The 23,557-nt window shown below is 56.4% G+C and carries 25 protein-coding genes; 7 read left to right on the plus strand and 18 right to left on the minus strand.

The genetic code is table 11. From position 1 onward, the window contains the following. Nucleotides 1-10: 10 nt before the first annotated feature. Both VFX97_04785 and VFX97_04790 read right to left on the minus strand, forming a co-directional pair. A complete protein-coding gene (locus VFX97_04785) occupies nucleotides 11-1,171 on the minus strand; it encodes an FAD-dependent oxidoreductase (GenBank protein HEX5702512.1) in 1,161 nt (386 codons plus the stop codon). Nucleotides 1,172-1,382: 211 nt separating this feature from the next. Next, entirely contained in the window at nucleotides 1,383-1,976 is a 594-nt protein-coding gene (locus VFX97_04790) for a hypothetical protein (protein HEX5702513.1), read from the minus strand. Nucleotides 1,977-2,157: 181 nt separating this feature from the next. Between VFX97_04790 and VFX97_04795 the strand changes: the two genes are divergently transcribed. Continuing rightward, on the plus strand, nucleotides 2,158-3,126 hold the full coding sequence (locus VFX97_04795; protein ID HEX5702514.1) for a hypothetical protein: 969 nt from the start codon (nucleotides 2,158-2,160) through the stop codon (nucleotides 3,124-3,126). A gap of 340 nt (nucleotides 3,127-3,466) precedes the next feature. Here VFX97_04795 and VFX97_04800 read toward each other — a convergent pair whose 3' ends face one another. From VFX97_04800 to VFX97_04845, 10 genes are all read right to left on the minus strand, one after another. Next, nucleotides 3,467-4,315 carry a 5'-3' exonuclease H3TH domain-containing protein gene (locus tag VFX97_04800; protein ID HEX5702515.1) on the minus strand — a complete coding sequence of 283 codons (849 nt, stop codon included), beginning with the start codon at nucleotides 4,313-4,315 and terminating at the stop codon, nucleotides 3,467-3,469. A gap of 159 nt (nucleotides 4,316-4,474) precedes the next feature. Next, nucleotides 4,475-4,834, minus strand: a complete 360-nt coding sequence (locus VFX97_04805) for a DUF1428 domain-containing protein (protein HEX5702516.1) — start codon at nucleotides 4,832-4,834, stop codon at nucleotides 4,475-4,477. 27 nt (nucleotides 4,835-4,861) lie between these two features. Beyond that, on the minus strand, nucleotides 4,862-5,251 hold the full coding sequence (locus tag VFX97_04810; GenBank protein HEX5702517.1) for a DUF1801 domain-containing protein: 390 nt from the start codon (nucleotides 5,249-5,251) through the stop codon (nucleotides 4,862-4,864). A gap of 20 nt (nucleotides 5,252-5,271) precedes the next feature. After that, the gene (locus tag VFX97_04815; protein HEX5702518.1) at nucleotides 5,272-5,646 is read right to left on the minus strand and encodes a DoxX family protein; all 375 of its coding nucleotides are present in this window, start codon (nucleotides 5,644-5,646) and stop codon (nucleotides 5,272-5,274) included. Continuing rightward, nucleotides 5,643-6,410 carry a DNA alkylation repair protein gene (locus tag VFX97_04820; protein HEX5702519.1) on the minus strand — a complete coding sequence of 256 codons (768 nt, stop codon included), beginning with the start codon at nucleotides 6,408-6,410 and terminating at the stop codon, nucleotides 5,643-5,645. Before VFX97_04820 ends, VFX97_04815 begins: the two co-directional genes overlap by 4 nt. A gap of 7 nt (nucleotides 6,411-6,417) precedes the next feature. After that, nucleotides 6,418-6,834 (minus strand): VOC family protein, encoded by a 417-nt coding sequence (locus VFX97_04825; protein ID HEX5702520.1) that lies wholly within the window; start codon nucleotides 6,832-6,834, stop codon nucleotides 6,418-6,420. Nucleotides 6,835-6,976: 142 nt separating this feature from the next. Then, nucleotides 6,977-7,465 carry a VOC family protein gene (locus VFX97_04830; GenBank protein ID HEX5702521.1) on the minus strand — a complete coding sequence of 163 codons (489 nt, stop codon included), beginning with the start codon at nucleotides 7,463-7,465 and terminating at the stop codon, nucleotides 6,977-6,979. A 58-nt stretch (nucleotides 7,466-7,523) separates the two neighbouring features. Further along, nucleotides 7,524-7,934, minus strand: coding sequence for a YciI family protein (locus VFX97_04835; protein HEX5702522.1), 411 nt, complete (start codon nucleotides 7,932-7,934; stop codon nucleotides 7,524-7,526). A 96-nt stretch (nucleotides 7,935-8,030) separates the two neighbouring features. Further along, nucleotides 8,031-8,429: a YciI family protein gene (locus VFX97_04840; GenBank protein HEX5702523.1), complete on the minus strand. Its 399-nt coding sequence runs from the start codon at nucleotides 8,427-8,429 to the stop codon at nucleotides 8,031-8,033. 9 nt (nucleotides 8,430-8,438) lie between these two features. Then, entirely contained in the window at nucleotides 8,439-8,789 is a 351-nt protein-coding gene (locus VFX97_04845) for a YciI family protein (protein ID HEX5702524.1), read from the minus strand. Between the two features lie 96 nt (nucleotides 8,790-8,885). Between VFX97_04845 and VFX97_04850 the strand changes: the two genes are divergently transcribed. Then, nucleotides 8,886-10,145, plus strand: coding sequence for an RNA polymerase sigma factor (locus tag VFX97_04850; GenBank protein HEX5702525.1), 1,260 nt, complete (start codon nucleotides 8,886-8,888; stop codon nucleotides 10,143-10,145). A 120-nt stretch (nucleotides 10,146-10,265) separates the two neighbouring features. Here the strand turns inward: VFX97_04850 and VFX97_04855 are convergent, their stop codons facing one another. The 3 genes from VFX97_04855 to VFX97_04865 all read right to left on the minus strand — a co-directional run bounded on the left by VFX97_04855 (nucleotide 10,266) and on the right by VFX97_04865 (nucleotide 15,221). Continuing rightward, a complete protein-coding gene (locus VFX97_04855; protein ID HEX5702526.1) occupies nucleotides 10,266-12,077 on the minus strand; it encodes a cation:proton antiporter in 1,812 nt (603 codons plus the stop codon). A gap of 146 nt (nucleotides 12,078-12,223) precedes the next feature. Further along, on the minus strand, nucleotides 12,224-12,616 hold the full coding sequence (locus VFX97_04860) for a hypothetical protein (GenBank protein HEX5702527.1): 393 nt from the start codon (nucleotides 12,614-12,616) through the stop codon (nucleotides 12,224-12,226). A gap of 130 nt (nucleotides 12,617-12,746) precedes the next feature. After that, nucleotides 12,747-15,221 carry a protein kinase gene (locus tag VFX97_04865; GenBank protein HEX5702528.1) on the minus strand — a complete coding sequence of 825 codons (2,475 nt, stop codon included), beginning with the start codon at nucleotides 15,219-15,221 and terminating at the stop codon, nucleotides 12,747-12,749. 328 nt (nucleotides 15,222-15,549) lie between these two features. Between VFX97_04865 and VFX97_04870 the strand changes: the two genes are divergently transcribed. The 5 genes from VFX97_04870 to VFX97_04890 all read left to right on the plus strand — a co-directional run bounded on the left by VFX97_04870 (nucleotide 15,550) and on the right by VFX97_04890 (nucleotide 19,572). Beyond that, nucleotides 15,550-16,434, plus strand: coding sequence for an SUMF1/EgtB/PvdO family nonheme iron enzyme (locus VFX97_04870; protein ID HEX5702529.1), 885 nt, complete (start codon nucleotides 15,550-15,552; stop codon nucleotides 16,432-16,434). A gap of 80 nt (nucleotides 16,435-16,514) precedes the next feature. Beyond that, entirely contained in the window at nucleotides 16,515-17,021 is a 507-nt protein-coding gene (locus VFX97_04875) for a PaaI family thioesterase (GenBank protein HEX5702530.1), read from the plus strand. 65 nt (nucleotides 17,022-17,086) lie between these two features. Beyond that, nucleotides 17,087-17,662, plus strand: coding sequence for a hypothetical protein (locus VFX97_04880; protein HEX5702531.1), 576 nt, complete (start codon nucleotides 17,087-17,089; stop codon nucleotides 17,660-17,662). Nucleotides 17,663-17,701: 39 nt separating this feature from the next. Continuing rightward, a complete protein-coding gene (locus tag VFX97_04885; protein ID HEX5702532.1) occupies nucleotides 17,702-18,169 on the plus strand; it encodes a DoxX family protein in 468 nt (155 codons plus the stop codon). 149 nt (nucleotides 18,170-18,318) lie between these two features. Next, a complete protein-coding gene (locus VFX97_04890; GenBank protein ID HEX5702533.1) occupies nucleotides 18,319-19,572 on the plus strand; it encodes a WG repeat-containing protein in 1,254 nt (417 codons plus the stop codon). Between the two features lie 119 nt (nucleotides 19,573-19,691). Here the strand turns inward: VFX97_04890 and VFX97_04895 are convergent, their stop codons facing one another. The 3 genes from VFX97_04895 to VFX97_04905 form a co-directional block, all read right to left on the minus strand. Then, the gene (locus VFX97_04895) at nucleotides 19,692-20,450 is read right to left on the minus strand and encodes an SDR family NAD(P)-dependent oxidoreductase (protein ID HEX5702534.1); all 759 of its coding nucleotides are present in this window, start codon (nucleotides 20,448-20,450) and stop codon (nucleotides 19,692-19,694) included. A 54-nt stretch (nucleotides 20,451-20,504) separates the two neighbouring features. After that, nucleotides 20,505-21,503 carry an acetamidase/formamidase family protein gene (locus VFX97_04900; protein ID HEX5702535.1) on the minus strand — a complete coding sequence of 333 codons (999 nt, stop codon included), beginning with the start codon at nucleotides 21,501-21,503 and terminating at the stop codon, nucleotides 20,505-20,507. Nucleotides 21,504-21,816: 313 nt separating this feature from the next. Further along, on the minus strand, nucleotides 21,817-23,553 hold the full coding sequence (locus VFX97_04905) for a CARDB domain-containing protein (GenBank protein HEX5702536.1): 1,737 nt from the start codon (nucleotides 23,551-23,553) through the stop codon (nucleotides 21,817-21,819). Between the last annotated feature and the right edge of the window lie 4 nt (nucleotides 23,554-23,557).

Consider the following 23,557-nt stretch of genomic DNA (forward strand, 5'->3'; position numbering starts at 1 on the left):
CGCAGAAGTTCTATGATTTTAGACCCTTCATTATTTTCATGTGCGCGCGAATGATGTTATCTCGCTGATCGGCCCGCGGCTCAAGCGACCAGTCATCGTGATCAAAAGTGCCGCCGAGCACGATGCCGTCATGGCGTGGAAACATGTGTCCCGGGCCAAGGTAGCAGTAATCGATCTCTGGTTGGGGCAGCAGGATGGCCAGCTGGCCGCGCACGGGCCCCAGCTTCTGATCATTGAAAAGGGCGCGCGCGCCCAGGCCGGTGCAATTGAAGATCACGCGCTCAGGCAATCGCATTAGTTCACGGCGATCGCGAAACTCTTTCACGATCACTTTGCCGCCGGCGATGTAAAAGTCGCGCAGCAGCGCGCTCAGGTATCGCTGCGGCTCGATCAGCATCGTGCTGTGCTGGCGCACAAAGGGAAAGCCAAAGTAACGGTCAGGATCGCGGTGGATCTGATACTCGGGATAGAGATCGTTGCCGCCCTCGAGCTCTTCATTCAAGTGTGATTCGTCGCGATAGAGTCTGAACGTGTCGATCCAACGCACACCGTACTCAGGACCAACCAGAAGTTGATAAGCTCGATTCGAAATGCGCGCAGCCTGTCGAAACTGTTCGGTGAACTGGGGCGTGATCGATGATTCGTCGAACAGCGACGTCGGTGACCAAAAGCCACCCGCGATGTTTGAAGTGGTATCGGGAGGCAGGTGTTTTGCGTAGATGGTTACGGTGGCGCCCGCGTTACCGTACCGGCGCTGCAGCATGCGCGCGGTTGAGAGACCATTGACGCCGGCGCCGAGAACGGCGAAGCGGGTTGCGGCCGTCTGCCCGCGTGGCCGCCGGGACCCGGTCGCTATCGCTCCCGGTACTGACAAAAGGTCGACGGCGAGCGATGCCGTTCCCCAGGACAGAGTGATGCCCGCCCCGCCATGTCCGTAGTTGTGTACGAGCAGCTTGTCGCTTAAGCGTTCAGCTGCGACCACAAATCCCTCTGCGCGGTAGGGCCGGAGGCCGACGACTTCACGAATGATTCGATCGCGCGAGACCTTGACCGGCGCCAGCCGGCGTTGCGGAGTGACCAACGCGAATGCGTTCGCGCGAGTGGCGGCGATGACTGCGCCAGTCGCGAGCGCTCCGCGCAGAAAACTTCGGCGAGGGATCTCCGGCAACATGGAATGCACAGATTACGCAGATTGGAGGAATTATGGAAGAACCTTGTGCCGGGTGGCAGTCAAGGTGAAGTGAAGTCAGTACCCCCTGCACCGGGGTCCCCGGCGCGGCAGCCGTGCTGGGGTGGTCGATAGCGGGTAGGTCGATCGCTCATGTAGTTGAACGGTCGACCCATCCGCTCACGTAGATGTTACTGACTTCCTGACCGCTGGGTTAGCGTTTCTTGGCGCGCCGATTTGTCGCGCTGCTCTTCCCGCGTTTCTTGGTCCCGCCCTTCGCGGCTGAACCAGCAGCATTTGTAGTCCGCTTAACGGCTTTGCTCGCGCCGCGGGCGACTTTTGCTGCCGTGCGCTCTACGTTCTTTGCTGCTTTCTTGACGGTTTTTGTCGCGCGCCGTTGCGCCTTGTTTGCGGTTTTCGAAGCATTCCGCGTTGCTTGTCGCGCGGCGCCGCCGACTCGCTGGGTCGCGTCGCTGACAGTGTTCCGCGCCTGGCGCGCCACGTTCGTGGTCGTTTCAGCGGCGCGTTCAACCATATCAGCTTCGGCCCTTGCCAGCCGGCGGTTTTGATTAGCCGCCGTCCGTGCGACGCTGGTCACCACGGTACCGACAGTAGTGGCGCCTCTCCGGCCCGGTTTCAATTGCTCGGCCGCCGTGTTACCCGCGGTTTTCGCCACGCTGGCTGTTTGCGCCAGCGCGCGTTCAGTGAATTCGGCGACGCGATCGCCGGCCTCGCTTACCAATTCGGCCGCGCGCTCAACGACACGCGTCACCACGTCCTCATTCTTTCGAGATTTCTTGGTTGCCATGCTTAGTTCTCCTCAAAAATTGTATTTAATGAGAAAGAAATACAACGGGCGGGATGTGGAAATTGTGTCGCGAGTCATGCAATAAGGTCGCGAATCGCTGCTGGGTGGCTGGACAAGTTACCCGAGGAGGCAACGTTATTAGCTATACTGACGTCTAGGATGTCTTTAAAAGAGGTGTGCAATGCGTAAATCAGTTTCAAAATATGTTTTCGTTTCGTTGGCAGTAACCTGCTTCATGCTCGCTACGTCCGCGTCAGCGTTCGCGCAACTGGGTGGCTTGGGTGGGCTTGGGGACAAGCTGAAAAAGAAGACGCCGAATCTTCTGGGCGAAAAGGCGCCAATTACGACCAGTCTTTCCGACGCAAAGTGGGGCGATGCGTCCAAAGATGGCTTCACTCCGCGCGAGGCGACGCGTTCTTTAATGACGCTCCAGCGTACTCCGAACGGCGGATTCGTGTTGCAACCGGGCTCGTATGAAATGCAGACGCAGAGTTACTGCCTGAAGGCGGGAACGCACGGGCCAGGCGACGGGGATGGTTATCTGTACGCGCCTCCGAAAGGGCCTGCTGAAGATGCGGTAATGACGATCGTGCGCAACTCAGTCAATCGTCCCGAGATCCCGCAGCAAAACATCCAGGCCTTGCTGTGGGCAATCATCGCGCGTGCGAAGTTCGAGGATCTCCAATCAGAATTGAAAGCAACGGCCTCGCAACTGTTGACTCCGCGTCAGCTCGCATCGTTGAACCGAAGCGCATTGGATGTGCTGCAGGGCAATGCTCTGACCAATGCCCTCGGCGGCGTGCCTGAGCCGCTGCGCCAGATCGCGCAGGCTGAAGCGCAGTTACGCCAGATGCTGACGACTCCGGGTGCCAGCTTCGCCGAGATGGAGCGGGTGGCGGTGTTGAGTGGCAACGCGCCGTTAGGCCCCGGGAGCCAAAACGTACCGAGCGGCCGTTGGTCGATGCATCCTGACGGCTATTTCGTGCGTTACATTCCGAGTGGATATAGCTCAACGCGCGTGGAGATTTGGGTGCCACAGGGTAGTCCCTCCGTGGGAAAGGAATTCGATCCGGCGACACATATCGCCGTTCCCGGTAACACCGCACGTCAACGATTGATTCAATCAGGACGAGCGCAGCAGCAGCATTAATCTGTGAGCAGTGGGCAGTGAGCAGTGGGCAGTGAGCAGAAGTGCGCGAAGCGCACGGAAGCATAAAGACCTCCACCCCAGCCGAGATGCTCGGCTGGGGACCCGGCCCGGGGGCGTAAGCCCCGGGGACAGCCAGCGAGATTCAATCAAAGAGCCCGCGAAGCGGGCGGCAGATGTTGCATTGAACGAACTGTCGCCCGCTCCGCGGGCTCTATTTTTCTCCACACGGATCTGGGGTTGCTCGCTTCGCTCGCTGCACCCCAGGCTTTATGTTTTCGTGCGCTTCGCGCACTTCTGCTCGCGGCCCACTGCCCACTGCCCACTGCTCACTGCCCACTGCTCACTGCCCACTCCTGCACGCACGCAGTCTCTCTGCCAATCGCGGATTGCCAATCTTCTCCGCTACGGCTGGGAATTGTTCATGCGCACCGCGCCAGCGGAGCTTTGCCACTGACGTCGTTTTCCCGTTTGTGGGTGAATCGAGCGGCGCGTCAGTGCGCAGAGTAGCGAGGTTCTTGAATAGCAGCGCTAGTTCACGGTTTGTGTCGCTGAGCACCGAAGCAGGGAAGTTCTCGATGGGACCGTGCTGAGTGATCAGTCTGGCTGACGTCTTCGCTCCAAAGCCTGGCAATCCGGGATACCCGTCGGCCGAATCGCCAACCAGCGCCAGGTAGTCAGGAATAAACTCAGGCGCAACCCCGAACTTGGCGCGAATGGCTTCCGCCCCACGAATCTGATTCCGGCGGCCATCAATTTGCACCACGCGATCCTCAACTACGCACTGGGCAAGGTCTTTGTCCGGCGTCCAGATGCAAACCTTCTGCACCTTCTTGTCGCGCGCGGCGAGATGAGCTGCGGCAGCCAAACCATCGTCAGCTTCGAACTCGACCATCGGCCAGACAACAACGCCCATCGCCGCGAGCGCGTCTTCGAGGGGGTGAAACTGAGCGCGCAGCGCCGCGTCTATGCCCGCGCCGGTTTTGTATCCCGGCCACAGCTGATTGCGAAAAGATTCGATGACGTGATCGGTTGCGACGCCGACGTGGGTGGCGCCGTCTTCGAGCAGCTTCACTGTCATGCTGAGGACGCCAGCCACAGCTCCCAAAGGCGGATCGGTTTTGTGAAAACGCCGGAGGCCGTAGAAATGGCGAAACAGTTCGTAGGTTCCGTCGATGAGATGAACGATCATGATCAGTGAGCAGTGGGCAGTGAGCTGTGAGCAGTAAAAGAAATCAATTACTCGCGGTGGCGAGCGCAAGCCCCTTTGCCCCTGAGGTAATCACGGGCATTCTTTCAGTTTCTACGGTCAACTGATTTACTGCTCACCGCTCACGGCCCACTGATTCAGTTACCCTGCGACCAAAAAATTAAAGCCGCCGTATGCCATCCGCTTGACGTCGAAAGGCATTGGACCTTTTTCCATCGACTTTTTGATCTCAGGATCGGCCATGACTTTCTTATTAACCTGATCGCGGTGCGCGCGCGACTTGTAAACGATCCACGAAAAGATCACAGTCTCGCCGCGCTTCACCTTTGCCAGTTTCTTAAATGAAATTCCAAACTTCACATCGAGATCATCGCCGACGGCCTCGACGTATTGGAGCGCCCCATGTTTGCGCCAAACTTTTTTACCCACGGTCGCCATCTTCTTATAGGCAGCCAGGTTTTTGGTTGGTACCACCAGGACAAATCCATCAACGTATTTCATCAGTTTCTCCTTCGGCAATTATTAGAATTAGAGTTTCGTGCGCGCCCGGTCCAGTTTGATGCGCGTCTCGACGAGTTTCTTAATCAAGGTCGCAGACAACGGACGATCCGGCGTAAAGCGTATTGTTCCTTTTGAAGTTGGAAACGACTCCAGCTCGTCTCTATGCGCTTCGAGGGGTCCCGCGCCAGGAAAGAAACTGCAATGTGCTGAGAAAGCTGCGAACGAAACCAACATCCGGCCGTTCAGTTGGAAAGTGGGAATCTCGTAGCTGATTGTCTCCAGCGCTTCAGGGACGATTGACTTGATTGTGCGGCGGAGCTTTTCGAGCGCCGCCCGCGATTCCGCCGGCACGCGCGCGAGATATTCGTCGATGCTCTGCGGCTTTGCCTGCTTAACTGATTTCTTCTTCGTCGCCATCTCGAGTTCACCTTCGCGCGTTATTTAGGCGAAATCGGCTTGAGCCGCCACCGCCCGTACGCGACAAGAAGAAGAAGCAAGCAAATTATAAGTGTGAAAGCCGCCGAAGCTTTCACGGGACCCATCAGGCCGATGACAGTCGCCCCAACCATTATGATCGCGAGACCTAAAGCTGCCCACGACGTCAGTCGGGGCTTGATCCGCAACAATGACGGAAGTATCAGACCGAGTCCTCCAAGAACCTCGCAGATTCCAATGAAGTGCAAAAAGATCCCCGGCATCACCACCGGCGCCTGCGCGTTCATCTCTTCGACAGAAAATACAAACTTCGTCACGCCCGCAAAAAGAAATAACAGCCCAAGCAGAATTTGAAGAATCCACAGGATGATGTTCATGTTTTGCTCCGCTTCGCTTTCGATTTACTTCCCAGACTCATGTAGTGCTCGCGTTGCTTCTTATCGAACTTCTCAAGCGCATATCGCAGGCACGTGCGCGGCATCGTCCCGGCGTGCTTGTCCAGAAACTTCAACAGCTTGTCCCGGTGAACGTCCCCGGCCGTGCGCAACATCCAGCCGGTGCCTTTGTGAATCAGGTCTTCTTTGTCATTGAGCAGCATCTCCGCAATCTTGAAGGTGTCGGCCGTCTCACCATTTCGGATTAGCGGGCCAGTGCCGACAATCGCCGTCCTGCGCTCCCAGATATTTTTTGAGCGCGCGAGTTTGTACAAGACCGCGCGCGGGTGATTGATCAGGTAAGTGCCAACGATGTAGAGCGCGCCCAAATCAACCAGGTCCCAGTTGTTCACTCGATCGTGACGCCGCATGTAGAGATCGAAGAATTGCTTTCGCAGCGCTTCCGGCGTTTTTTTGCGACGCCCGTGTATGCCCATGATGCTCAGCGAGCCTACGCGGGCTTCATGGATGGGACTGTCGAGCAGCTTCTCGAGTTCATCCAGGGGCATATCGCTGAACTCTTTGGCGAGGGCGAACACTTGTCCCATGCGCACGCCGATAAACTTATCGCCTGCGCCATACTCACCTTCGCCGGATTTGAAATAACGCAGCGTCTTCTCGGCTTCGGCCGCAGACCCCTGCGCTTTCAAACGCGCGAGGAACTCCTTGGCCGTGAGTTTTAGCGGCTTCTCGGGTTTCGTCGCCATCGGTGCGTCAGCTTTGTGCCGGGCCGTTCGTGTTCACCATCCACGGCGTGCCGAAGCGATCGTTGCACATGCCAAAGCCCGGCGACCAGAACGTTTGCTGAAACGGCATGACCACGGCGCCCCCTTCAGAGAGTGCCGTGAAGATTCGTTCACCCTCAGCGGTGTCGTTGACACCGATCGAGACCCAAAGTCCCTGCGGCTTCTCGTATCGGTCGGGTGGAGAATCGGCGCCCATGATCGTTTGATCGCCCAGCGAGAGCGTGGTGTGCATGATCAGTTTGTGCATCTCGGCCGGGAATTGATCGGCGCCCGGCATCTCGCCCCAGGTTCCCATGAAGGTGATTTTGCCGCCGAGCACCTTTTCGTAAGTTTCAAAAGCTTCTCGGCACTGCCCGTTAAAGTTTAGATGTGGAACTATCTCCATGTTGTCTCCTTGTGAGTGCCGTAGGCACGAGATGTGTATAGAACAACTGTCTTTCAATCCCTTCTCAGGGAGCAAGACAGCGAGCGCCATCTTGCTCTCCTGAACCACATATCAATCGCGTCGGGCTATAGACATTTCGCTGCTACGCGGCTTCCGCAGCGGCGGCTTCCAATTTTGCGATGTCGAGCTTGCGCATTTGCATCATCGCCTCCATCACCTTGCCTGCTTTGGACGGGTCCTTTGTTAATTCGGTGAGACGCGTCGGCGTGACCTGCCATGACAAGCCATACTTGTCCTTCAGCCAGCCGCACATACTCTCCTGGCCGCCATCAGCCGTGAGCTTCTCCCAGTAATAATCGACTTCTTCCTGGCTCTCGCAATTGATGACCAACGAAATCGCCTCGTTGAACTTGAACATTGGGCCGCCATTTAACGCCACGAATTTCTGTCCGTCAATTTCGAACTCAGCAGTCATGACTAAGCCAGCCGGTTGGCCGGACTTCTCGGACACTTCGCCGCCCGGGTAACGGCTGACGTGACCCTGCTTTGAGTTTCTGAAAACCGAGCAGTAGAACTGCGCGGCTTCCTCAGCTTCCTTGTCGTACCACAACATTGGTGTGATTCCTCGCATGATCCTTCCTTTCAATTTGAGATGTTCTGTTCTTCAGAGCTCAGACCCAAAGGCTCTGCTACTTCTGCGCCTCGAGTTGTTCTCGGATTCGCTCTTCCTGCGCGCGTGCTTCAGGGGTGAATTCCTCGCCAAAGTCTTCCGCTTCGAACACCTGCCGAATCTCAACCTCGGTGTTTTCGAAGGGCGCCTTCTTTAGCCATTCAATCGCTTCTGCTTTCGAGTTACATTTCCACACCCAGAATCCGGCGACTAGCTCTTTAGTTTCCGCGAACGGGCCGTCGATGACACTCGTGGTGCCTTTGCTACCGAATTTCACGCGCGCCCCTTTCGAAGACGGCTGAAGTCCCTCACCGGCAAGCATCACGCCCGCATCGACTAACTGTTGGTTGAAGTTGCCCATGTCGGTGAGCATCTTCTCAGTCGGCATAATGCCTGCTTCAGAATCCTTGTCCGCTTTTACTATCACCATGAATCGCATTGTTTTGTCTGTCCTTCCTAAATTTTGTTGCTTTCACTTGTTAGTCGAACGAGCCGGCGCTGGATCGACACCCGCCGATCTCAGATTTCAGATCTCAGATTTCAAATCTGAGATCTCAGCACGCGCGGGCTGCTGACCTGGCAGCCCTTCTATTTCCAAAAGAGGCCGAATCTCGATCGTGCCGTAACGCGCGGGCGGTATTCGCTCGGCGATCGCCATCGCTTCATCAAGGTCTTTTGCGTCAACGATGTAGTAACCACCGAGCTGCTCGCGGGTTTCGGCGAACGGCCCATCAGTGACGACGCGCCGTCCGTCGCGCACGCGCACACTCGTCGCGGTGGCGACGGAATGCAAAGGGCCGGCGGCTACATATTGGCCTTTTGCATTAAGATCCTGCGTGAGTTGCGCGGATTCGACGTAGCACTGCTGCCGCTCTTGATCGGTGATCGCCTGCTCGTCCATGTAAACCAGTAACATGTATTTCATTTCTAATCCTCAGGCAGTGGGCGCCACCGGCCGCACCTCGATTGATCCCATTCGCGCCGAGGGAATGCGCCCGGCGATGGCATTTGCTTCATTCGCGTCCGCGGCTTCGATAAGAAAGAATCCGCCGAGTTGTTCGCGGGTCTCTGCGAACGGCCCGTCAGTGATCATCGGCTTGCCTTCGCGAACGCGAACGGTCCGGGCTGTCTTAGTAGGCTGTAACTCGTCGCCAACCAGATAAGTTCCTTTGGGCTCGAGTTCCTCAATCAGCTTGCGATATTCGCGGTAGACTTCCTGTCTCTCTGCTTCCGTGAGAGCTCCCCAAATCTCTTCGTCCTGGTAAATCAGCAGCATGAACTTCATGTTCCTGTCCTCCACAGGATAATCGAACCGCATCAGCCGAAATCGACACCGCGGCGCTAAATTTTTTATGATTCGCAGGCAAGTCGCTCAGAAATCATGATTTCCACGGTTAATACGGCGGTTGACGACGTTTATCGAGCCGATTGGGGTCGCATCGTAGCGACGCTGATCCGCTCGTTCGGCGATTTCGATGTTGCCGAAGATGCCGCGCAAGAGGCTTTTGCCGCGGCCGTAAAGCAGTGGCCGAACGAAGGCGTGCCCGCATCTCCGGCCGCATGGATAATTCAAACTGCGAAGCACAAAGCCATCGATCGGCTCAGGCGCCAGACACGATTTCAAGAGAAGGCCGAATCCTACGCGCTGGAGCAGCCAACTACAACTGAGCAACCAGAGCTGACGGACGGGGAAATTCCCGACGATCGACTGCGGCTGATTTTCACTTGTTGTCACCCCGCACTGGCCCCGGAAGCGCAGGTCGCTCTGACGCTGCGTACGCTTTGCGGTTTGGAAACGGATGAGATCGCGCGCGCCTTTCTGGTTCCAGCGCCGACGATGGCGCAGCGGCTGGTGAGAGCGAAGCGAAAGATTCGCGACGCCGGTATTCCTTACAAGATTCCTGACACCAGCGAGATTCGTCAAAGGCTCGACGCGGTCTTGACGGTCATCTACCTGGTCTTCAACGAAGGTTACGCATCGACTCACGGCGAACGTCTGGTGCGAACGGATCTGTGCGCTGAGGCGATTCGCCTGGCGCGCATCGTGCGGATGTTATTGGCGCCGTATCCACCCGCTGAAGTTACCGGCTTGTTGGCGCTGATGCTTCTGCATGACTCGCGGCGCGACGCGCGCGTGGATGAGTCCGGCGATCTAGTGGTGCTGGAAGAGCAGGATCGCGCGCTTTGGAATCAGTCCCAAATCGACGAGGCCTTTCCTCTTGTTAGGCAGGCAATCGCATCGCCTGCGGCGGGCACTTACGCGCTGCAGGCCGCGATCGCGGCGGAACATTGCAAAGCGCAACGCTCGGAACAGACGGACTGGCGACAGATTGTAGAGCTTTATGATCGCCTCGCGCGTTTGCAGCCCTCTCCGATTGTCTCGCTCAATCGCGCCGTTGCCGTGGCCATGGCTGATGGGCCAGAGAGCGGACTTCGCTTGATCGACGACCTGATGGCGTCCGGCGAGCTTGATGATTACCATCTGCTACACGCCGCGCGCGCGGACCTTTTGCGCAGAAGTGGATCAAGCGAAGAGGCCGCTGCCAGCTACGATCGCGCGCTCGAGTTAACGAGCAACGACGCCGAAAGACGTTTCCTGGAAAAGCGCCGGCGGAACATGCAAGTAGCTTCAGGCGACTGAGAGAGTTGCCGGAAACGTCATCGCCACAAAGTCCGAAAAGCGGTTCTCATTCACGCCGGGCTTAAGCCCGGTGTGAATAAGACAGACTCTCCGACCTTTAGATGGCGGAGCGCCCGAACCTCAGGCTAGAACCTCGTCGCGCGTGCGCAAGTGTGCAAGCTGCTCATCCCGCAGTTTCTCAAACCCGTCACTGAGTCCAATTTCGATCACTCTTGCGACCTCACTTGAAGAATGGATGCGCGGGATGAAGACGAAATCTGCGCCCCGGTCGTAAAGATCGATCGCGGCGCGCGGGCTGTCTGCGGTCACGATGATGTGCGCGTCGGGCGACAATTGACTGATCTTTTTCAGCAGCCGCTCGTTGTCAGTTCCTTTCAGAATGTGATCAGGAATTGTTGAGATGACGACCTCCGCGTCGTGAATTCGGGCATGATGCAGCGTGTCCATATGCGCTATGTCCCCATAGACGCATTCAATACCGCGCCGTTGTAGTTCGGAATACACCACGGGATTGAAATCGATGACCAGCATCTCGTCGAGTAACGGATGGCGTTGGTTTTCACCTCCACTCAATTCAAACTCGTGAACGATGGCGCTTGCCTCGCGAAAGAATCCGAGGAAGACCACGCGCTTAGGAGAAGCCGGCAGGGCTTCCGTGATGTTCTTTCCCGCCAGGTCCCTAATACGTAAGACCGACAGCACCCGACTTAACCCGGCGGCCAGTTGATGGTTATAGCTAATCATGTGGGTAGAGATGGTTGAAGTGATCACGAACACAAATATGATCAGCGAAACGGTTTGGCTATTGATATGGCCCAGGGCCAATCCCAAAGAAGCAATGACGAGCGAGAACTCACTGATTTGAGAGAGGTTGATCGCCGGAATCAGGCTGACGCGGTGGCCATAGCGCATCAGGTAGAGCACCGGAAAGATCGACATGAAGCGGCTGGCGATCAGAAAAGCTGAAGTCAGCGCAGCTAAGCCAAGGATACCGGGTGTGGGCATGGGAATTTTCATTCCCAGGGCCACGAAGAAGAGCGTGACAAAGAAATCCCTGATGCTGATGACTTTCGCAATGACATCCAAACTGTAAGGAAAGGTCGACAGTGCGACTCCCGCAATCAGTGCGCCCATCTCTTTCGACAAGCCGGAGTAGCTCGCCGCCGCGCAGACAAGAAAACACCAGGCGAGCGCCATGATGAGCACGAGTTCAGGTATTTTTGCTACCGACCGAAACAGGCGGGGAAGAACATAACGACTGAGCAGTAGCGTAACCGCCAGCAGCAGAATTCCTTTTCCAAATGAGGAGGCAAGAGGCGCGAATCGGGGATTACGGAGATTGGGTTGCAGCGCCAGCGCAATGATGGCCCAGATGTCCTGAAAGACCAGGATGCCGAGGGTGATGCGGCCGGGAAGCGTGTCGAGCTCGTACTTATCATAGAGCAGCTTCACCGCGATCATCGTGCTACTGATGGCGGCGGCTATCGAGAGGTACAACAATCCGAACTCGCCGCCAAATGCGTTTGGGTTGCCCGCGCGGAAGCCGAGCAACAGAAAAAAGGGAATGCCCAGCGCCACGCAGATCAGGAATTGGGTTACGCCAGTCGCGATCACGGGCTTGCCTGAAGCGCGAAGCTTCTTGAGGTCCATCTCCAGGCCGATGATGAACAGAAGTAGAACTAATCCAATTTCAGAAATGGCCTCGATGATTTCAGGGTCGGTGATGAGCTTGAATCCGATTTCAGGACCAATCAGCACCCCGGCCAGCAAATAAGCGAGCAGTCCCGGCTGCTTTAACTTGTTCGCGACGAACGCCAGCACGGCCGCGACGATCACACACAACGCAATGTTGTTTAGAAGTTCAGCGTGCCCGGAAGGTCCGGCAGCGAATAACAGAAGGTTGGCAGTTAGAGGAATCTCAGGTATCCCCATCTCAAATTTGATCCTTGTCTGTGAATTAACTCAATCGTCCGGAGACTTGCAAGCGAGTTTGCGGCCGTGCAGCAAACTCGTGAAGCCAGTTCAGGCACAAAGATTGGCCCGCTCTAACTTCTGAAAGTCGTTAATTTTGAGATTACTTAGACAGTGGAAGGCGGATCGCGGCCCGAGAGACGCGAGACGAATAGAGCAGACAAAACGGGCGCCGCCGGCCGGTCGCCGGAACCATACCGGCAAGTCGGCAGACTGCGCACCACTCCGCAGGGCGCGCAGACGAAATCTACTGTATGCCGCTTGTTACGCTTTTGGTTTTGCGGAGGGACATCAACTGGGCCGTACTTGTAAGGCGCGACTTCGCGGGAGGCCTTGACCGAGAATTGGCCATCCGACGCCTCGCCTGTGGTGATGGTCGAGACGGGAAATGGTGTGAGCCGCAGTCCTTCACCGATCGAGAAGCACAACGCGACAAGGACCACCAGCGAGACGATCCATGTCAAAGGCTGGATCCTAATTGTCTCTGAGAGCTGCTTCATTAAGGGCTGATTCTAGCGCACGTCGTGTCAGTACCCAGAGCGGTAGCGACGGATCAAACTGCTTTGCCTCAAAAGTCTGAGAGTGCGGAATGTCGGCAGAAGGAGTCCGACACATCAGACGCATACTCTCCTACCGCACATGCCCCACCTTCCTCATTAGATCCGTAAACCTTGAATCGGAACGAAGTGGATCGAGTAATGGCTCAACTTTGAGATGAATCATGTAGAACGAGCCTTCTTCGTATGACTTTGTGAGATGATGCAGCGCCTGCTCCTTCTCACCGAGACCGGCGTAGATCGTCGCGATTGTGTACGAGGGAACAAACTCCTTCTTCGATCGCTCCTGTAACTCTCGAATGATCTTAAGCGCCTCGGCTTTTCGGCCTGACACCGCGTAACCGTGTCCGACCCCGGCCACCACTTCAGGAATGGAGTTTTCGATCTGTCGGGCTCTTTCATATGACGCGACGGCTTCGTTCAGTCTTCCGGTCTGCACGTAACAGCGAGCCAGCAAGACATGCGATACCCAATAGTTCGGTTCGAGATCGATTGCTTTGCGAAGTTGCTCGATTGCTTCAGGGTAGCGCCGGGCCAAATACAAATCCCATCCCAAATCCGCGTTGACTGCGGTCGAGAGCGGATCCAGGTCCAGAGCTCGTTTGTCCTCGGCAATGCTCTCGTCAAAACGTCCCATCGCCGCGAGATGCCACGCCAGGAACGAGCGGCCCAGGGCATAATGCGGATCCAGCTCGATTCCCCGCCGGAATTCCTGTTCGGCCCCAGACCAGTTCCAGTCGTATTGCAGCAGCAACATGGCGCGCATCGTATGGGCCTGCGCCAGTGAATCATCGATCCGCAAAGCGTTCTCGACGGCCTGCTTCGCGCGCGGCACAGAGTCTTTAGGCGCAAAGACCCAGTCAGTCTGGTTGTAATAACAGAATGCCAGCCCGCTGTACGCCAGCGCGAAGTTCGGATCTTTCGCGATCGCCTGTTCGAAGTACTCGATGCCCTTGTTGAAGCCTTCTTTCGTGTATCTCGCCGAGTGGTACTGTCCCTTCAGATATAGCTGGTAGGCTTCTGAGTTCTTTGTGTAATGCCGCGTTGCGCGGTTGTGCTCTTCACCTGAAATTTTCAGTCTTAGGTGTTGGGTAATCTCGCCGGCAATCTCTCTTTGCGTAGTCAGCAGATCGGTCAACTTGCGGTCGTACTGCCTGCCCCAAAGCAGTTTATTGTTTCGCACATCCACCAACTCGACGCTGATCATGAGATTGTCGCCGTGTTGCGCGAAGCGTCCGGTCATGACTGCGTTGACACCGAGTTCGTTGCCAATCGCGACGGCATCCATCTCTTTACCTCGGTACCGATTGACTGTACTCGACGGGCTGACTCGCAGGTTGGGAAATTGTGACAGCCCGTAAATTAGCGATTCTGCCAGGCCCTCAGAAAGATATTCAGTTTCCGCGACTGAGCTTCGGTTCTGAAAGGGAAGTACGGCGATCGAACCGATAGGCACAGGTTCGGCGGAGGACGGCGAAGCACGATTACGTGATGAGATTGTGTAGATGATCGCGATCGAAGCGAGGACCAGGGCAGTCGCCACCGCCACGGCGGTAGCTTTGCGTTTCTTGATTTCGTTGACGATTGAACCAGTACTCGCGGTAGTGCGGACGCTCGCCGGAGGTGTTGCGCGGGGAGTTGTCTCGCGCAGGGTCGCGCGAAGCTTCAACTTGTTTTCGAACTCCAACTCTCTCTGCGCGTCTTTTAAATCAATCAGCAAGTCCTTGATGGTTTGATAGCGCTCGTCACAATCCTTTCTGAGCTGCTTGTTGACGATCCTTTCGATCTCGGCCGGCACATCGGGCATCGACTCGGAAATCGGCGGCGGCTCTTTGTGCAGAATTGCCGCAATGACATCCATCGAAGTTTCGCCCTCAAAAGGTTTTCGGCCGGTCAGCATTTCATAGAGGACAACGCCGAGACTGAAGATGTCCGTGCGCGCGTCGATCGGTTTGGCGCGCGCCTGTTCGGGAGACATGTAAGCTGCCGTGCCCACAATCGTTCCCGGTGACGTCCCGCCTTTAAGGGTGGGTGCTTCGGCATCAACCTGCGACGGCGTGACTGGCCCGGTTACTTTCGCGATTCCGAAATCCAGGACTTTGATTAGTCCATCCGGACGCACCATCACATTTTCGGGTTTGATGTCGCGGTGAATGATGTTGGCGTCGTGAGCAGCCTGCAATGCCGAACCGATCTGAATCCCGGCATCCAGCACTGACCTGAGTGACATGGGGCCGCCTTTCAGTCGATCGTGCAGCGTCTCGCCGTCGATGAATTCAATGGCGATGAAGTGCCGATTTCCGGTTTCGCCAATTTCATGAATGGTGATGATGTTGGGATGATTGAGCGCCGAGGCCGCTTTCGCTTCCTGGACAAACCGGCGCAATCGTTCCGAATCCGTGGCGACGTCCTCGTTCAAAATCTTCAGCGCGACTTTGCGATCCAGCCGCGTGTCCTCGGCGAGGTAAACCTCACCCATGCCGCCCGCGCCCAGCTTCGAGATGATGCGGTAATGCGATAGATCAGTTTGGGGGAACAACTCTTCCATTTCAGTTCAGGATGACTCACTCATCCTTTTGGTTCTCGACGCTTAGACGCAGCGGCGGTTAAGCGCCCGCGACGTCGCGAGTTCAATCAGTGAGGCGGTAAGACGACAGATGAAATCTTACCGCACGCGGGCTGGTGAACCAATATTTTTCGGTATGAAAGCTTGGCACTGCGCCCCGCGCACGTTATAAGGACTCTGCGCTATGGAACCATTGCCATCCCAACTCCTTCGGGCCAAACGGAAAATGGTGGTCTGCGGCGTGGCCTGTGTCTTCCTGTTTGGAGCGACTATCAATACACACTCGCAACGGCGAAACGAGCATAGGAGCGTGCGTTCTTTCGTCGGGCCCAACGGTCACGTGATGATTAGTATCGCGGGCGGCGGATTTGTTATGGGTTCGCCGGTGACTGAGTCCGGGCGATCTCAAGTCGAAGCGCAGCATGAGGTGGTAATTCCCAGAAGGTATGCGATCGCCACGACCGAAGTAACGAATGATCAGTTTCGGAAATTTCTGGAGACAGTTCCCGATTATGGCGCGCGTTGGCGCGCCGCGACCGCAACCCGATTCGGCGACCCGCCGAGGTTTGAGAAGTTTTCAAGGACGCCCGACAGCCCGCAGGTCGCTGTCAGTTGGTACGACGCCGCGAGGTACTGCAACTGGCTGAGCGAACTCGCCGGCATTCCCAAAAACCAGTGGGTCTATCCCGAGGACATTGACGCGTCAAAGGGTCTTGAGCTGCCGGCTGATTATTTGCGACGCACCGGCTACCGTTTGCCGACAGAAGCGGAATGGGAATATGCCGCGCGGGCTGGGAGACGTTGGGCCTGGCATTTTGGAAATGACGTCAGCCTGTTACCACGTTACGCATGGTATGACGGCAACACGAAGAAGGAGCGCGCCCATCCGGTCGGACAACTTTTGCCGAATGGTTGGGGACTCTTTGACATGCTCGGAAACGTTTGGGAGTGGACATTCGATCGCCGTCAAAGCTATCCGCCTGCTGGCAGAGTCACGCAAGATGTCGAGGATTCGGTCCTGCGTGTATCAAACGACGTGGCGCGCACTCGGCGTGGAGGCTCGTTCGCATACGAATGGTTCACCACACGTTCGGCGCATCGTGGTGACATTACATATTTTCCGCACCAGACGCGTGATAACGTAGGATTTCGCGTGGCGCGAACTCTACCGCGAATCTATCGTCCGAGTAGATGACTCCGTCCCGCTGAGTTTAGTCGACGCACCCATTCGCCGTTCACGACTGTATAAGAAATGAATCGCAGCTAAATCAAACAATGTCGAACAATCAAAGTGAATCTGAACGAACCATCACTGTTAGCTGGGAAGATCCGCGCAGACTTGGTGAAGCCGCCCGCGGCTTAACCGGGATGCAATTCCTGCAAAAGATCGTCGCGGGCGAGTTGCCGCCGCCACCCATCGCTTCACTACTGAAATTCGAACTGGTGGAGTTAAGCGAGGGCCACGCGATATTCGCAGTCGTGCCGAAGGAATATCACTACAACCCGATCGGCGTTGTGCACGGCGGACTGGCGGCGACGTTGCTCGACTCAGCGATGGGCTGCGCAGTCCATTCGACGTTGCCCGCAGGCGCCGGTTACACGACGTTGGAAATCAAAGTTAACTTCGTACGGCCGATAACGGCGGATACGGGGCGCGTTCGTGCCGAAGCGAAGCTGATTCACTTAGGCGGCCGAACCGCCACCGCTGAAGGTCGCGTGATCGATGAAGCAGGGAAGTTATACGCGCACGCGACGACGACTTGCTTGATTCTTCGTTCTTAAGCGGCAGGACGAGATCGACATCGAGGGGAACAAACGTCACCAATCACGACCAGAAGGAGAAACACATGAACAATTCCAAAAGCCCCAGGCGCTTCTTACTTTGTTTCGTCGCCGCAATCTTGGTTGTAAACGCGCCAGTGGCGTTCGATGCCGCCGGACAGCAGGGTCAAAGTGGTCCAACCGGCGATCTTTCTGTGGTTGGTGAAGTGAGCGTCAACGGCACGAATGCGATCTCCGGCGCGACTGTCTTTTCCGATAGCACTATTACCACCCGGAAGGGCTCAAGCGCGGTTGTCAGCCTTGGCAAACTCGGACGAGTTGAAGTCTTACCCGAATCCACGATGAAGCTCAGCTTCACTGGTTCACGCATCACAATAAGAATGCTGGATGCCGGTCGCGTTAGGGTGTCATCGTCATCGGGCACAGGCCTAACGGTCGCCACCAGAGACGGCGAGACCGTTGGAGACAGCAGCCGGAAAAACGAGATGGTTATCGACACGCGTTGCGGCAACACGACTGTGTTTGTGAAAACAGGGCAAGTCGATATCCGGGACTTCAAATTAAAAAAGACAATCAGACCGCAGGCTCAGCACACAGTGGGTACCGGAAAGGCGGGCTGTACTGCGTCTGCGGGAGACTGAACGCTCGTCGAAAATTAATCTTAAGAAGACTGACGCCGTATGACCCTGCTCGTTCTCCTCTTGTTGTTGGTCGGTCCTTACCTGCTTCTCACTCTCGCGGGAAGGTGGAGTCCCAGATTTCACATTGAGCCGGCGAAACGCGCGCGCGTAGGTCTTTCGCTCTTCTTCATCTTCACCGGCGTGGGACATTTCATTAGAACTCCGGAGATGGCGGCGATGCTTCCACTCAGCGTGCCGTATCGCACTGCGTTGGTTTATCTCACGGGTGTCCTCGAACTACTCGGAGCGATCGGCGTGTGGATTCCACGGCTGACGCGCCTGACCGGGTTCCTCTTGATCCTGATGCTAATAGCGATTTTGCCGGCCAATATTTATTCGGCCATCAACCGGGTTGATTTCGGAGGCCATGAAGCTGGCCCGGTTTACCTGCTCGTGAGAATTCCATTTCAGTTGTTCGTAATCGGGTGGACATATTTCGCAACTGAGCAGAAGTGGGCGGGGAAGTAGCCCGACTGTCAGGGAGGGCGTGATCGGCCACTGCGAATGCGACGCCCTCCCTCACGGTCGGGCTGCGGCCCCGCAAGTTTCGTTAACCCACCACGTTCCTTCCATGATTGGCCGCACGAGAACTGCTACGCGTGAGGCTTCCAGGCTCAATGACCAAACTGATTAGTGCAACCGTACTGGTTCTGGGTTTCCTGCTGTTCGCGGTCGCCCAGCAAACGGTCGACAGGACGATGGCGTCACCGGCAAAAGGGGAGACAGTCTCGCAACCAACTCGAAAACTTTTTCTAACCGGTGACAGCACTGCGTTCATCGACAGCGACGGGCGGGTTGTCCTTAGCGCTGCCGAACCACATTTACAGGAAGAGATCAGGCGAATCTCGCGAGCATTCGAGATGTTCCGCGAAAGGGAGGAACCCGAAACAATTGGGCTTAGATTTGGCGAGTTCTCAGAAGGCTTCGCCACGGTCGGTTGGGCGTTGTGTCCGATGTGTCGTAATCCCGGCTTTCTCAACGCAATAATTGACGAAAGCGGTCGCGTGGTCATCCCACCGAAGACTTACCACACGGGGTATGGCAACTTTCATGAAGGCCTGGCGAAGTACACGGGTCAAGGCTGGGGATTTATCGATCGCAGCGGACGCATTGTGATCCCGGCGAAATACACCGAGGTCGGAGATTTTTCAGAGGGCCTGGCTTTCGTGGCGGGGTCAGAGAGACAGCGATACGGCTATATCAATAAGGAAGGTCGGGTGGTGATTCCTTTTCGATTCACCTACGCCAGCGATTTCCACGAGGGCTTAGCGTTGGTGATTTTGAGGAACGTTCGCTATGCATTCATCGATCGCACCGGGAAAGTCGTTCTTCAATCACAAAACTGGCAAGGGGTGGATCGCTTTTCCGAAGGTCTGGCGTTGGTCCGGATTTCTGTGAGGAATAACCGGTTGTATCGAGGCTATAAAGAGGACAAGTATGGCTTCATGGATCGCACGGGAAAATTGGTGATTCCGCCGCAATTCGATCTGGTGGAAAGGTTCTCAGAGGGCCGCGCGATGGTCGGACAAGTCGTCGACGACGGGACCAAGTGGCGTGATGCCAGTCGCGGCCCGGTTCGCGTTGGCTATATTGACCGAACGGGTCAAGTCGTCATTAAGCCTCAGTACGAGTGGGGCAAAGTCTTTTCTGAGGGTCTGGCCGCAGTCGCAGTCATGACACCTGACAAAAAGAGACTTTGGGGCTACATCGATCTCGAAGGTCGCGTGGTGATCACGCCTCAATTTACCAACGCCATGTCTTTCAGCGGTGGCCTGGCCGCAGTGAATTGCGACGACTACGCAAGAAACTGTAAGACCTATATTGATAGAGAGGGCAAGGTTGTCTGGCAAGCGGCAGGCGCGGAGCAGTAGCGGCGAAGTGTCAGTACCGGGAGCGGTAGCGACCGGATCAAGACGCCATTTGAAAGACTGATCCCGTCGCTACCGCTCCGGGTACTGACACGCCCTCCCTGACCGTCGGGCTACTGCCCCTACTCTTGCGGATCGCGAAAGATCTGGAAGGCAGGCCACGATTGAGTCACGGGCATTACTTCTAATCGGTTGATATTCACGTGCGGCGGCAAATTCGCTATCCAGAACACCGCGCCGGCGATGTCGTCGGCGGTGAGTGGGTGCGCGCCCTTGTAGAGAGCGTCGGACGCGGCTTGATCGCCGCCGGTGCGCACAAGGGTAAATTCGGTCTCGCATAGTCCCGGCTCAATCGAAGTCACCCGGACTCCCGTGCCGTGCAGGTCGCTGCGTAAGCCCAGCGTGAACTGCGTCACGAACGCTTTTGTTGCGCCATAGACGTTGCCGCCGGGATACGGATACGTGGCGGCGACTGAGCTGAGGTTTACGATCAAACCCTTCCGCTCGATCAATCCGGGCAAGAGCTTATGAGTGAGTCTTACCAGCGGAGTAACGTTGGTCTCCATCGTGGTGAGCCAGTCTTCCAGTTTTGCTTGCGGCGCCGGAGCGTTTCCAATTGCCAGGCCGGCATTGTTAACTAGCACGTCAATTCCGCGGAACGATTCAGGCAGGGCTGACAATGCCTCGTCCATTGCCGACGGATCGCGAATATCGAAGACGGCGGCGTGAAACCGCTCGTTGCCAAATTGATCCTCAAGGCTGCGCAGCCGTTCGGCGCGACGCCCGGTGCCGATGACTCGCCAGCCGGCTTCCGCAAACTGGCGCGCCATCGCCGCACCGAATCCCGCTGTTGCTCCGGTGATCAGGACTGTTTTAGTCATTGTGCTCATCGATTAGATCGTGCAGTGCGTGCGCGAACAGACCAGGGTCGCCTTTTATTTAGCAGGCGCGCGTTGCGATTTCGGTGGAAGGAATTTTTTCGGAAACTTCGCAACCACTGTGTACAGCGGGTCGACCATGTTTGCCACGCGGACCGTCGCTACTTGTGATGTAAGTTGATAGGCGTCCTCTTTGTTGAACCCGTAGTCTGCCACCAGCCAATTGATAAGCTCGACGAACGAAATTCGCAGCGCGTCCGAGAGCGGGCGAGCGCTTCCAGCCACCATGATGTGGTCAGCATCCTCAATGCGAGGCCACGCGACCTTCTTTCCCTTTATGAGGTCGAAGCGAAAAGCGACTTCCATTGATGTTTCAAGCCCCGACCCGCAGATCTCGCCATCGCCCTGCAAAGCGTGGCCGTCACCAAAATAGAATAGCGCTCCTTTGTAAGACACCGGCAGATAGACTGTTGCCCCTTCACGGACATCAGGCGTGTCCATGTTGCCGCCGAAGCGGCCGGGCCAAAGTCCGTTGAACGCTTCATCGCCCTCGGGCGCCGTGGCGACCCGCCCGAGCATTGGGCTTAGTGGCACCGTTATCTGCTTCATCGAGCTGCCCGGAAGATCGACTGTGCCGGTCATCCGCTGACGGTCGAGCCGCCAGACATAGCGTCCGCGCGGGAATACATTGTTGAGAAAAGCCGTGCCGCTGTCCGGCACAAGCGCTCCGAAAGTTCCGCCTTGAGTGGAGATAGCGGTGTCGCGGTTCGGGCGCACACGCAGCACATGCACAACCAGCGTATCGCCCGGCTCTGCACCCTCAATGGCGATCGGTCCAACCTCGCCCGGCCATTTTCCGCCCGCGCGCTCGTACCAATCGCCCCAAAGCGATTCGCTCTCAAGCGTGTCGCCGGGTTTCACGGTAAGGACCGGCGGGCGAGCGGCAAACGTCGAATGGCCGACCGTCGGCTTTAAGCGATGGGTTGTCTGGCCCGATGCGATGGGAACCAGCGCCACAAAACACAAAACAGGGATCAGAACATTGTGTATTGACATAGTTCTTCTGTCTCGGAGCATTCTTAAATGGTCAGTTTCGGTGCCGAGGTGGGACTCGAACCCAAACGGAATTACTCCCAACGGATTTCAAGTCTTATCGAAGGCATCTTACCTAATCTTACGTCATAACATGAACGATTATTTTTTGTGGATTGGCGGGGTGATCGTCAACGAGCTGCGAAGCAGCGGATGTAGTAGAGCCTCGCTTTGAGCTTAGACTACAACCACTGCTTCGCAGCTCGTTAGACGCTTGGGAGTTTTTTCGGTGTTGGGATACTAGACACGCTAATATCCCGACGCCGTTTTTTCGCTCTTATTGATTGTGCCAGACTTCGTTGTTGCTTTCGTTTGACTCCGCAACGATCTCAGTCGCATCTACATTGAGCCTGAAAGTCGTCGATTGAAGAGAGACATTGTTTGGCAGGATGCTCCTGGCATCAATGTGGAGCCAGTCAGCCGCGCCTGGCGCGAGCGCAGGCACGTTTACATAAGTTGTTCTGCCAGCGGCCACGCCGTTGATCTTTCTCACTGTGAGAACCAGCCGGCAGGCAGCGGAAGCCCCCTGGCCGGTATTAACCACGCGCACACGGAGGGCCTTGTCATTGGTGGGTGGAAAGAGAAACTGTCTGATGCTTAAATCGGGTTGCACCGCCTTGTTGTTGGCGGCCTCACTTGCAGCCTGTTCCAGCGGTGATGGCCCTTGATTAAGCGAAGTCTCCGGACGGTTTCCCTGGAATGTCCCGGGCTGGTTTTCATTGTACTGGGACATCAAACGTTGGATCTCGAAGTTCCCCATACGATCTTTGGAACGATCTTCGGCAGGGGCTTCCTGTTGGCCGCCACCTTTCAAACTACCTGTCACCACCGTAAAACTTCGTGAGCAAACCCGGTTGGATATGTATTTCTTTCCGGTTTGCCGGTCAGTCATCACGACATAGACGCATTGCGGTCCTCTCTCACCTGCCGGCATGGGAAACCAGAGCTGAGCCAAATCCTCCGACGAACGAACGCCGCAAAACCCGTAGAGTCTCTTGTTGCCGGGCGATCCAAATATCTCAACCCAGGTGCGCGCTGCGTTTTCGTTCTTCCCACACGCCGGCAGATTCGGTGATTGTTGCCAGAGTGAGTCGGGAATACTCGCGTGGTTGGTAACGCCCAGTTTATACCGGGTACCTTTCGCGCCGTTCACTTCGTAAGGTTCCTGGCCGACGAATTCCAATTGCGGATTCGGTAGACTCTCGTTTGCGACACTCTCGGGTTCCGGCATTGGAAGACGCCCGGGAAGGGAAGGGGTTCGCTTCGGCGCGCCCGGCGTACGCTGCGGAGCCCCCGGTGTGCGCTGCGGAGTTCCCGGCGTACGCTGCGGAGTTCCCGGTGTGCGCTGCGGAGTTCCCGGTGTGCTCTTCGGGGCTCCGGGTGTGGGCTCAGGTTTATAATCGGTCGGTTGGCAGCTGATGGTCACTGGCAGTTTGGTGTACGCGGAGGGATGGTAGCTTTCCAGGAATCCGTTTTTTTTCCTCAAACACGCGACTGAGAGCTTGGCGTCATACCCATGCGGGGCGGTCAGGTCAAACCCCTTGCTCAACACTTGGGCTTTCGAGTCTCCGCGTGCCAGTCGCCGCTCGAGTTCCGCGTTGCACATAGCCACTGGCGAAGACTTGGTGTCCGGAGTCAAATAGGGAAATGTGACCACTTGGAAACTCCATTTTTCCCCGTTATCGAACCCGATACTTTCGAGGTCCTTTTTGACGTTGAGATGATGAACCTTTCCCTTGACCGTCACCGTGGCGGATCCAACTCTCCAGCCCGTATCACAACTACCGCGTACCTTGACGTGGAAATTCAGATTTCCTTGCGACGCCGTGTCGTATAAGTCCTCCCTTCCGACCGCAATTACTTTGATGACAGCCGCCTCATTCGTCTGCGAAATCGCCGCTCCCGGCTCGAGGTAGAACCTGGCGCCGACCGCCACCGCCGAAGCCAACGCGAAGATCAACACTGCCACGATCCGAAGAGTTGTCTGATTCAATTTTGCTTTTAGTCTTCTCATCTCA

The sequence above is a fragment of the Pyrinomonadaceae bacterium genome (assembly GCA_036277115.1).
Classification (GTDB): Bacteria; Acidobacteriota; Blastocatellia; order Pyrinomonadales; family Pyrinomonadaceae; genus UBA11740.

Bases quoted from the DNA above. Each gene is read 5' to 3' on its own strand.
- VFX97_04805 (HEX5702516.1), bottom strand. From the start codon at position 4,834: ATGAAATACGTTGATGGATTTGTCCTGGTGGTACCAACCAAAAACCTG.
- VFX97_04855 (HEX5702526.1), bottom strand. From the start codon at position 12,077: ATGGGGATACCTGAGATTCCTCTAACTGCCAACCTTCTGTTATTCGCT.
- VFX97_04790 (HEX5702513.1), bottom strand. From the start codon at position 1,976: ATGGCAACCAAGAAATCTCGAAAGAATGAGGACGTGGTGACGCGTGTC.
- VFX97_04845 (HEX5702524.1), bottom strand. From the start codon at position 8,789: ATGAAGTTCATGCTGCTGATTTACCAGGACGAAGAGATTTGGGGAGCT.
- VFX97_04810 (HEX5702517.1), bottom strand. From the start codon at position 5,251: ATGGCGACGAAGAAGAAATCAGTTAAGCAGGCAAAGCCGCAGAGCATC.
- VFX97_04905 (HEX5702536.1), bottom strand. From the start codon at position 23,553: ATGAGAAGACTAAAAGCAAAATTGAATCAGACAACTCTTCGGATCGTG.
- VFX97_04895 (HEX5702534.1), bottom strand. From the start codon at position 20,450: ATGACTAAAACAGTCCTGATCACCGGAGCAACAGCGGGATTCGGTGCG.
- VFX97_04830 (HEX5702521.1), bottom strand. From the start codon at position 7,465: ATGCGAGGAATCACACCAATGTTGTGGTACGACAAGGAAGCTGAGGAA.
- VFX97_04850 (HEX5702525.1), top strand. From the start codon at position 8,886: ATGATTTCCACGGTTAATACGGCGGTTGACGACGTTTATCGAGCCGAT.
- VFX97_04880 (HEX5702531.1), top strand. From the start codon at position 17,087: ATGAACAATTCCAAAAGCCCCAGGCGCTTCTTACTTTGTTTCGTCGCC.
- VFX97_04835 (HEX5702522.1), bottom strand. From the start codon at position 7,934: ATGGTGATAGTAAAAGCGGACAAGGATTCTGAAGCAGGCATTATGCCG.
- VFX97_04800 (HEX5702515.1), bottom strand. From the start codon at position 4,315: ATGATCGTTCATCTCATCGACGGAACCTACGAACTGTTTCGCCATTTC.
- VFX97_04820 (HEX5702519.1), bottom strand. From the start codon at position 6,410: ATGGCGACGAAACCCGAGAAGCCGCTAAAACTCACGGCCAAGGAGTTC.
- VFX97_04885 (HEX5702532.1), top strand. From the start codon at position 17,702: ATGACCCTGCTCGTTCTCCTCTTGTTGTTGGTCGGTCCTTACCTGCTT.
- VFX97_04785 (HEX5702512.1), bottom strand. From the start codon at position 1,171: ATGTTGCCGGAGATCCCTCGCCGAAGTTTTCTGCGCGGAGCGCTCGCG.
- VFX97_04795 (HEX5702514.1), top strand. From the start codon at position 2,158: ATGCGTAAATCAGTTTCAAAATATGTTTTCGTTTCGTTGGCAGTAACC.
- VFX97_04860 (HEX5702527.1), bottom strand. From the start codon at position 12,616: ATGAAGCAGCTCTCAGAGACAATTAGGATCCAGCCTTTGACATGGATC.
- VFX97_04890 (HEX5702533.1), top strand. From the start codon at position 18,319: ATGACCAAACTGATTAGTGCAACCGTACTGGTTCTGGGTTTCCTGCTG.
- VFX97_04875 (HEX5702530.1), top strand. From the start codon at position 16,515: ATGTCGAACAATCAAAGTGAATCTGAACGAACCATCACTGTTAGCTGG.
- VFX97_04825 (HEX5702520.1), bottom strand. From the start codon at position 6,834: ATGGAGATAGTTCCACATCTAAACTTTAACGGGCAGTGCCGAGAAGCT.
- VFX97_04865 (HEX5702528.1), bottom strand. From the start codon at position 15,221: ATGGAAGAGTTGTTCCCCCAAACTGATCTATCGCATTACCGCATCATC.
- VFX97_04840 (HEX5702523.1), bottom strand. From the start codon at position 8,429: ATGAAATACATGTTACTGGTTTACATGGACGAGCAGGCGATCACCGAT.
- VFX97_04815 (HEX5702518.1), bottom strand. From the start codon at position 5,646: ATGAACATCATCCTGTGGATTCTTCAAATTCTGCTTGGGCTGTTATTT.
- VFX97_04900 (HEX5702535.1), bottom strand. From the start codon at position 21,503: ATGTCAATACACAATGTTCTGATCCCTGTTTTGTGTTTTGTGGCGCTG.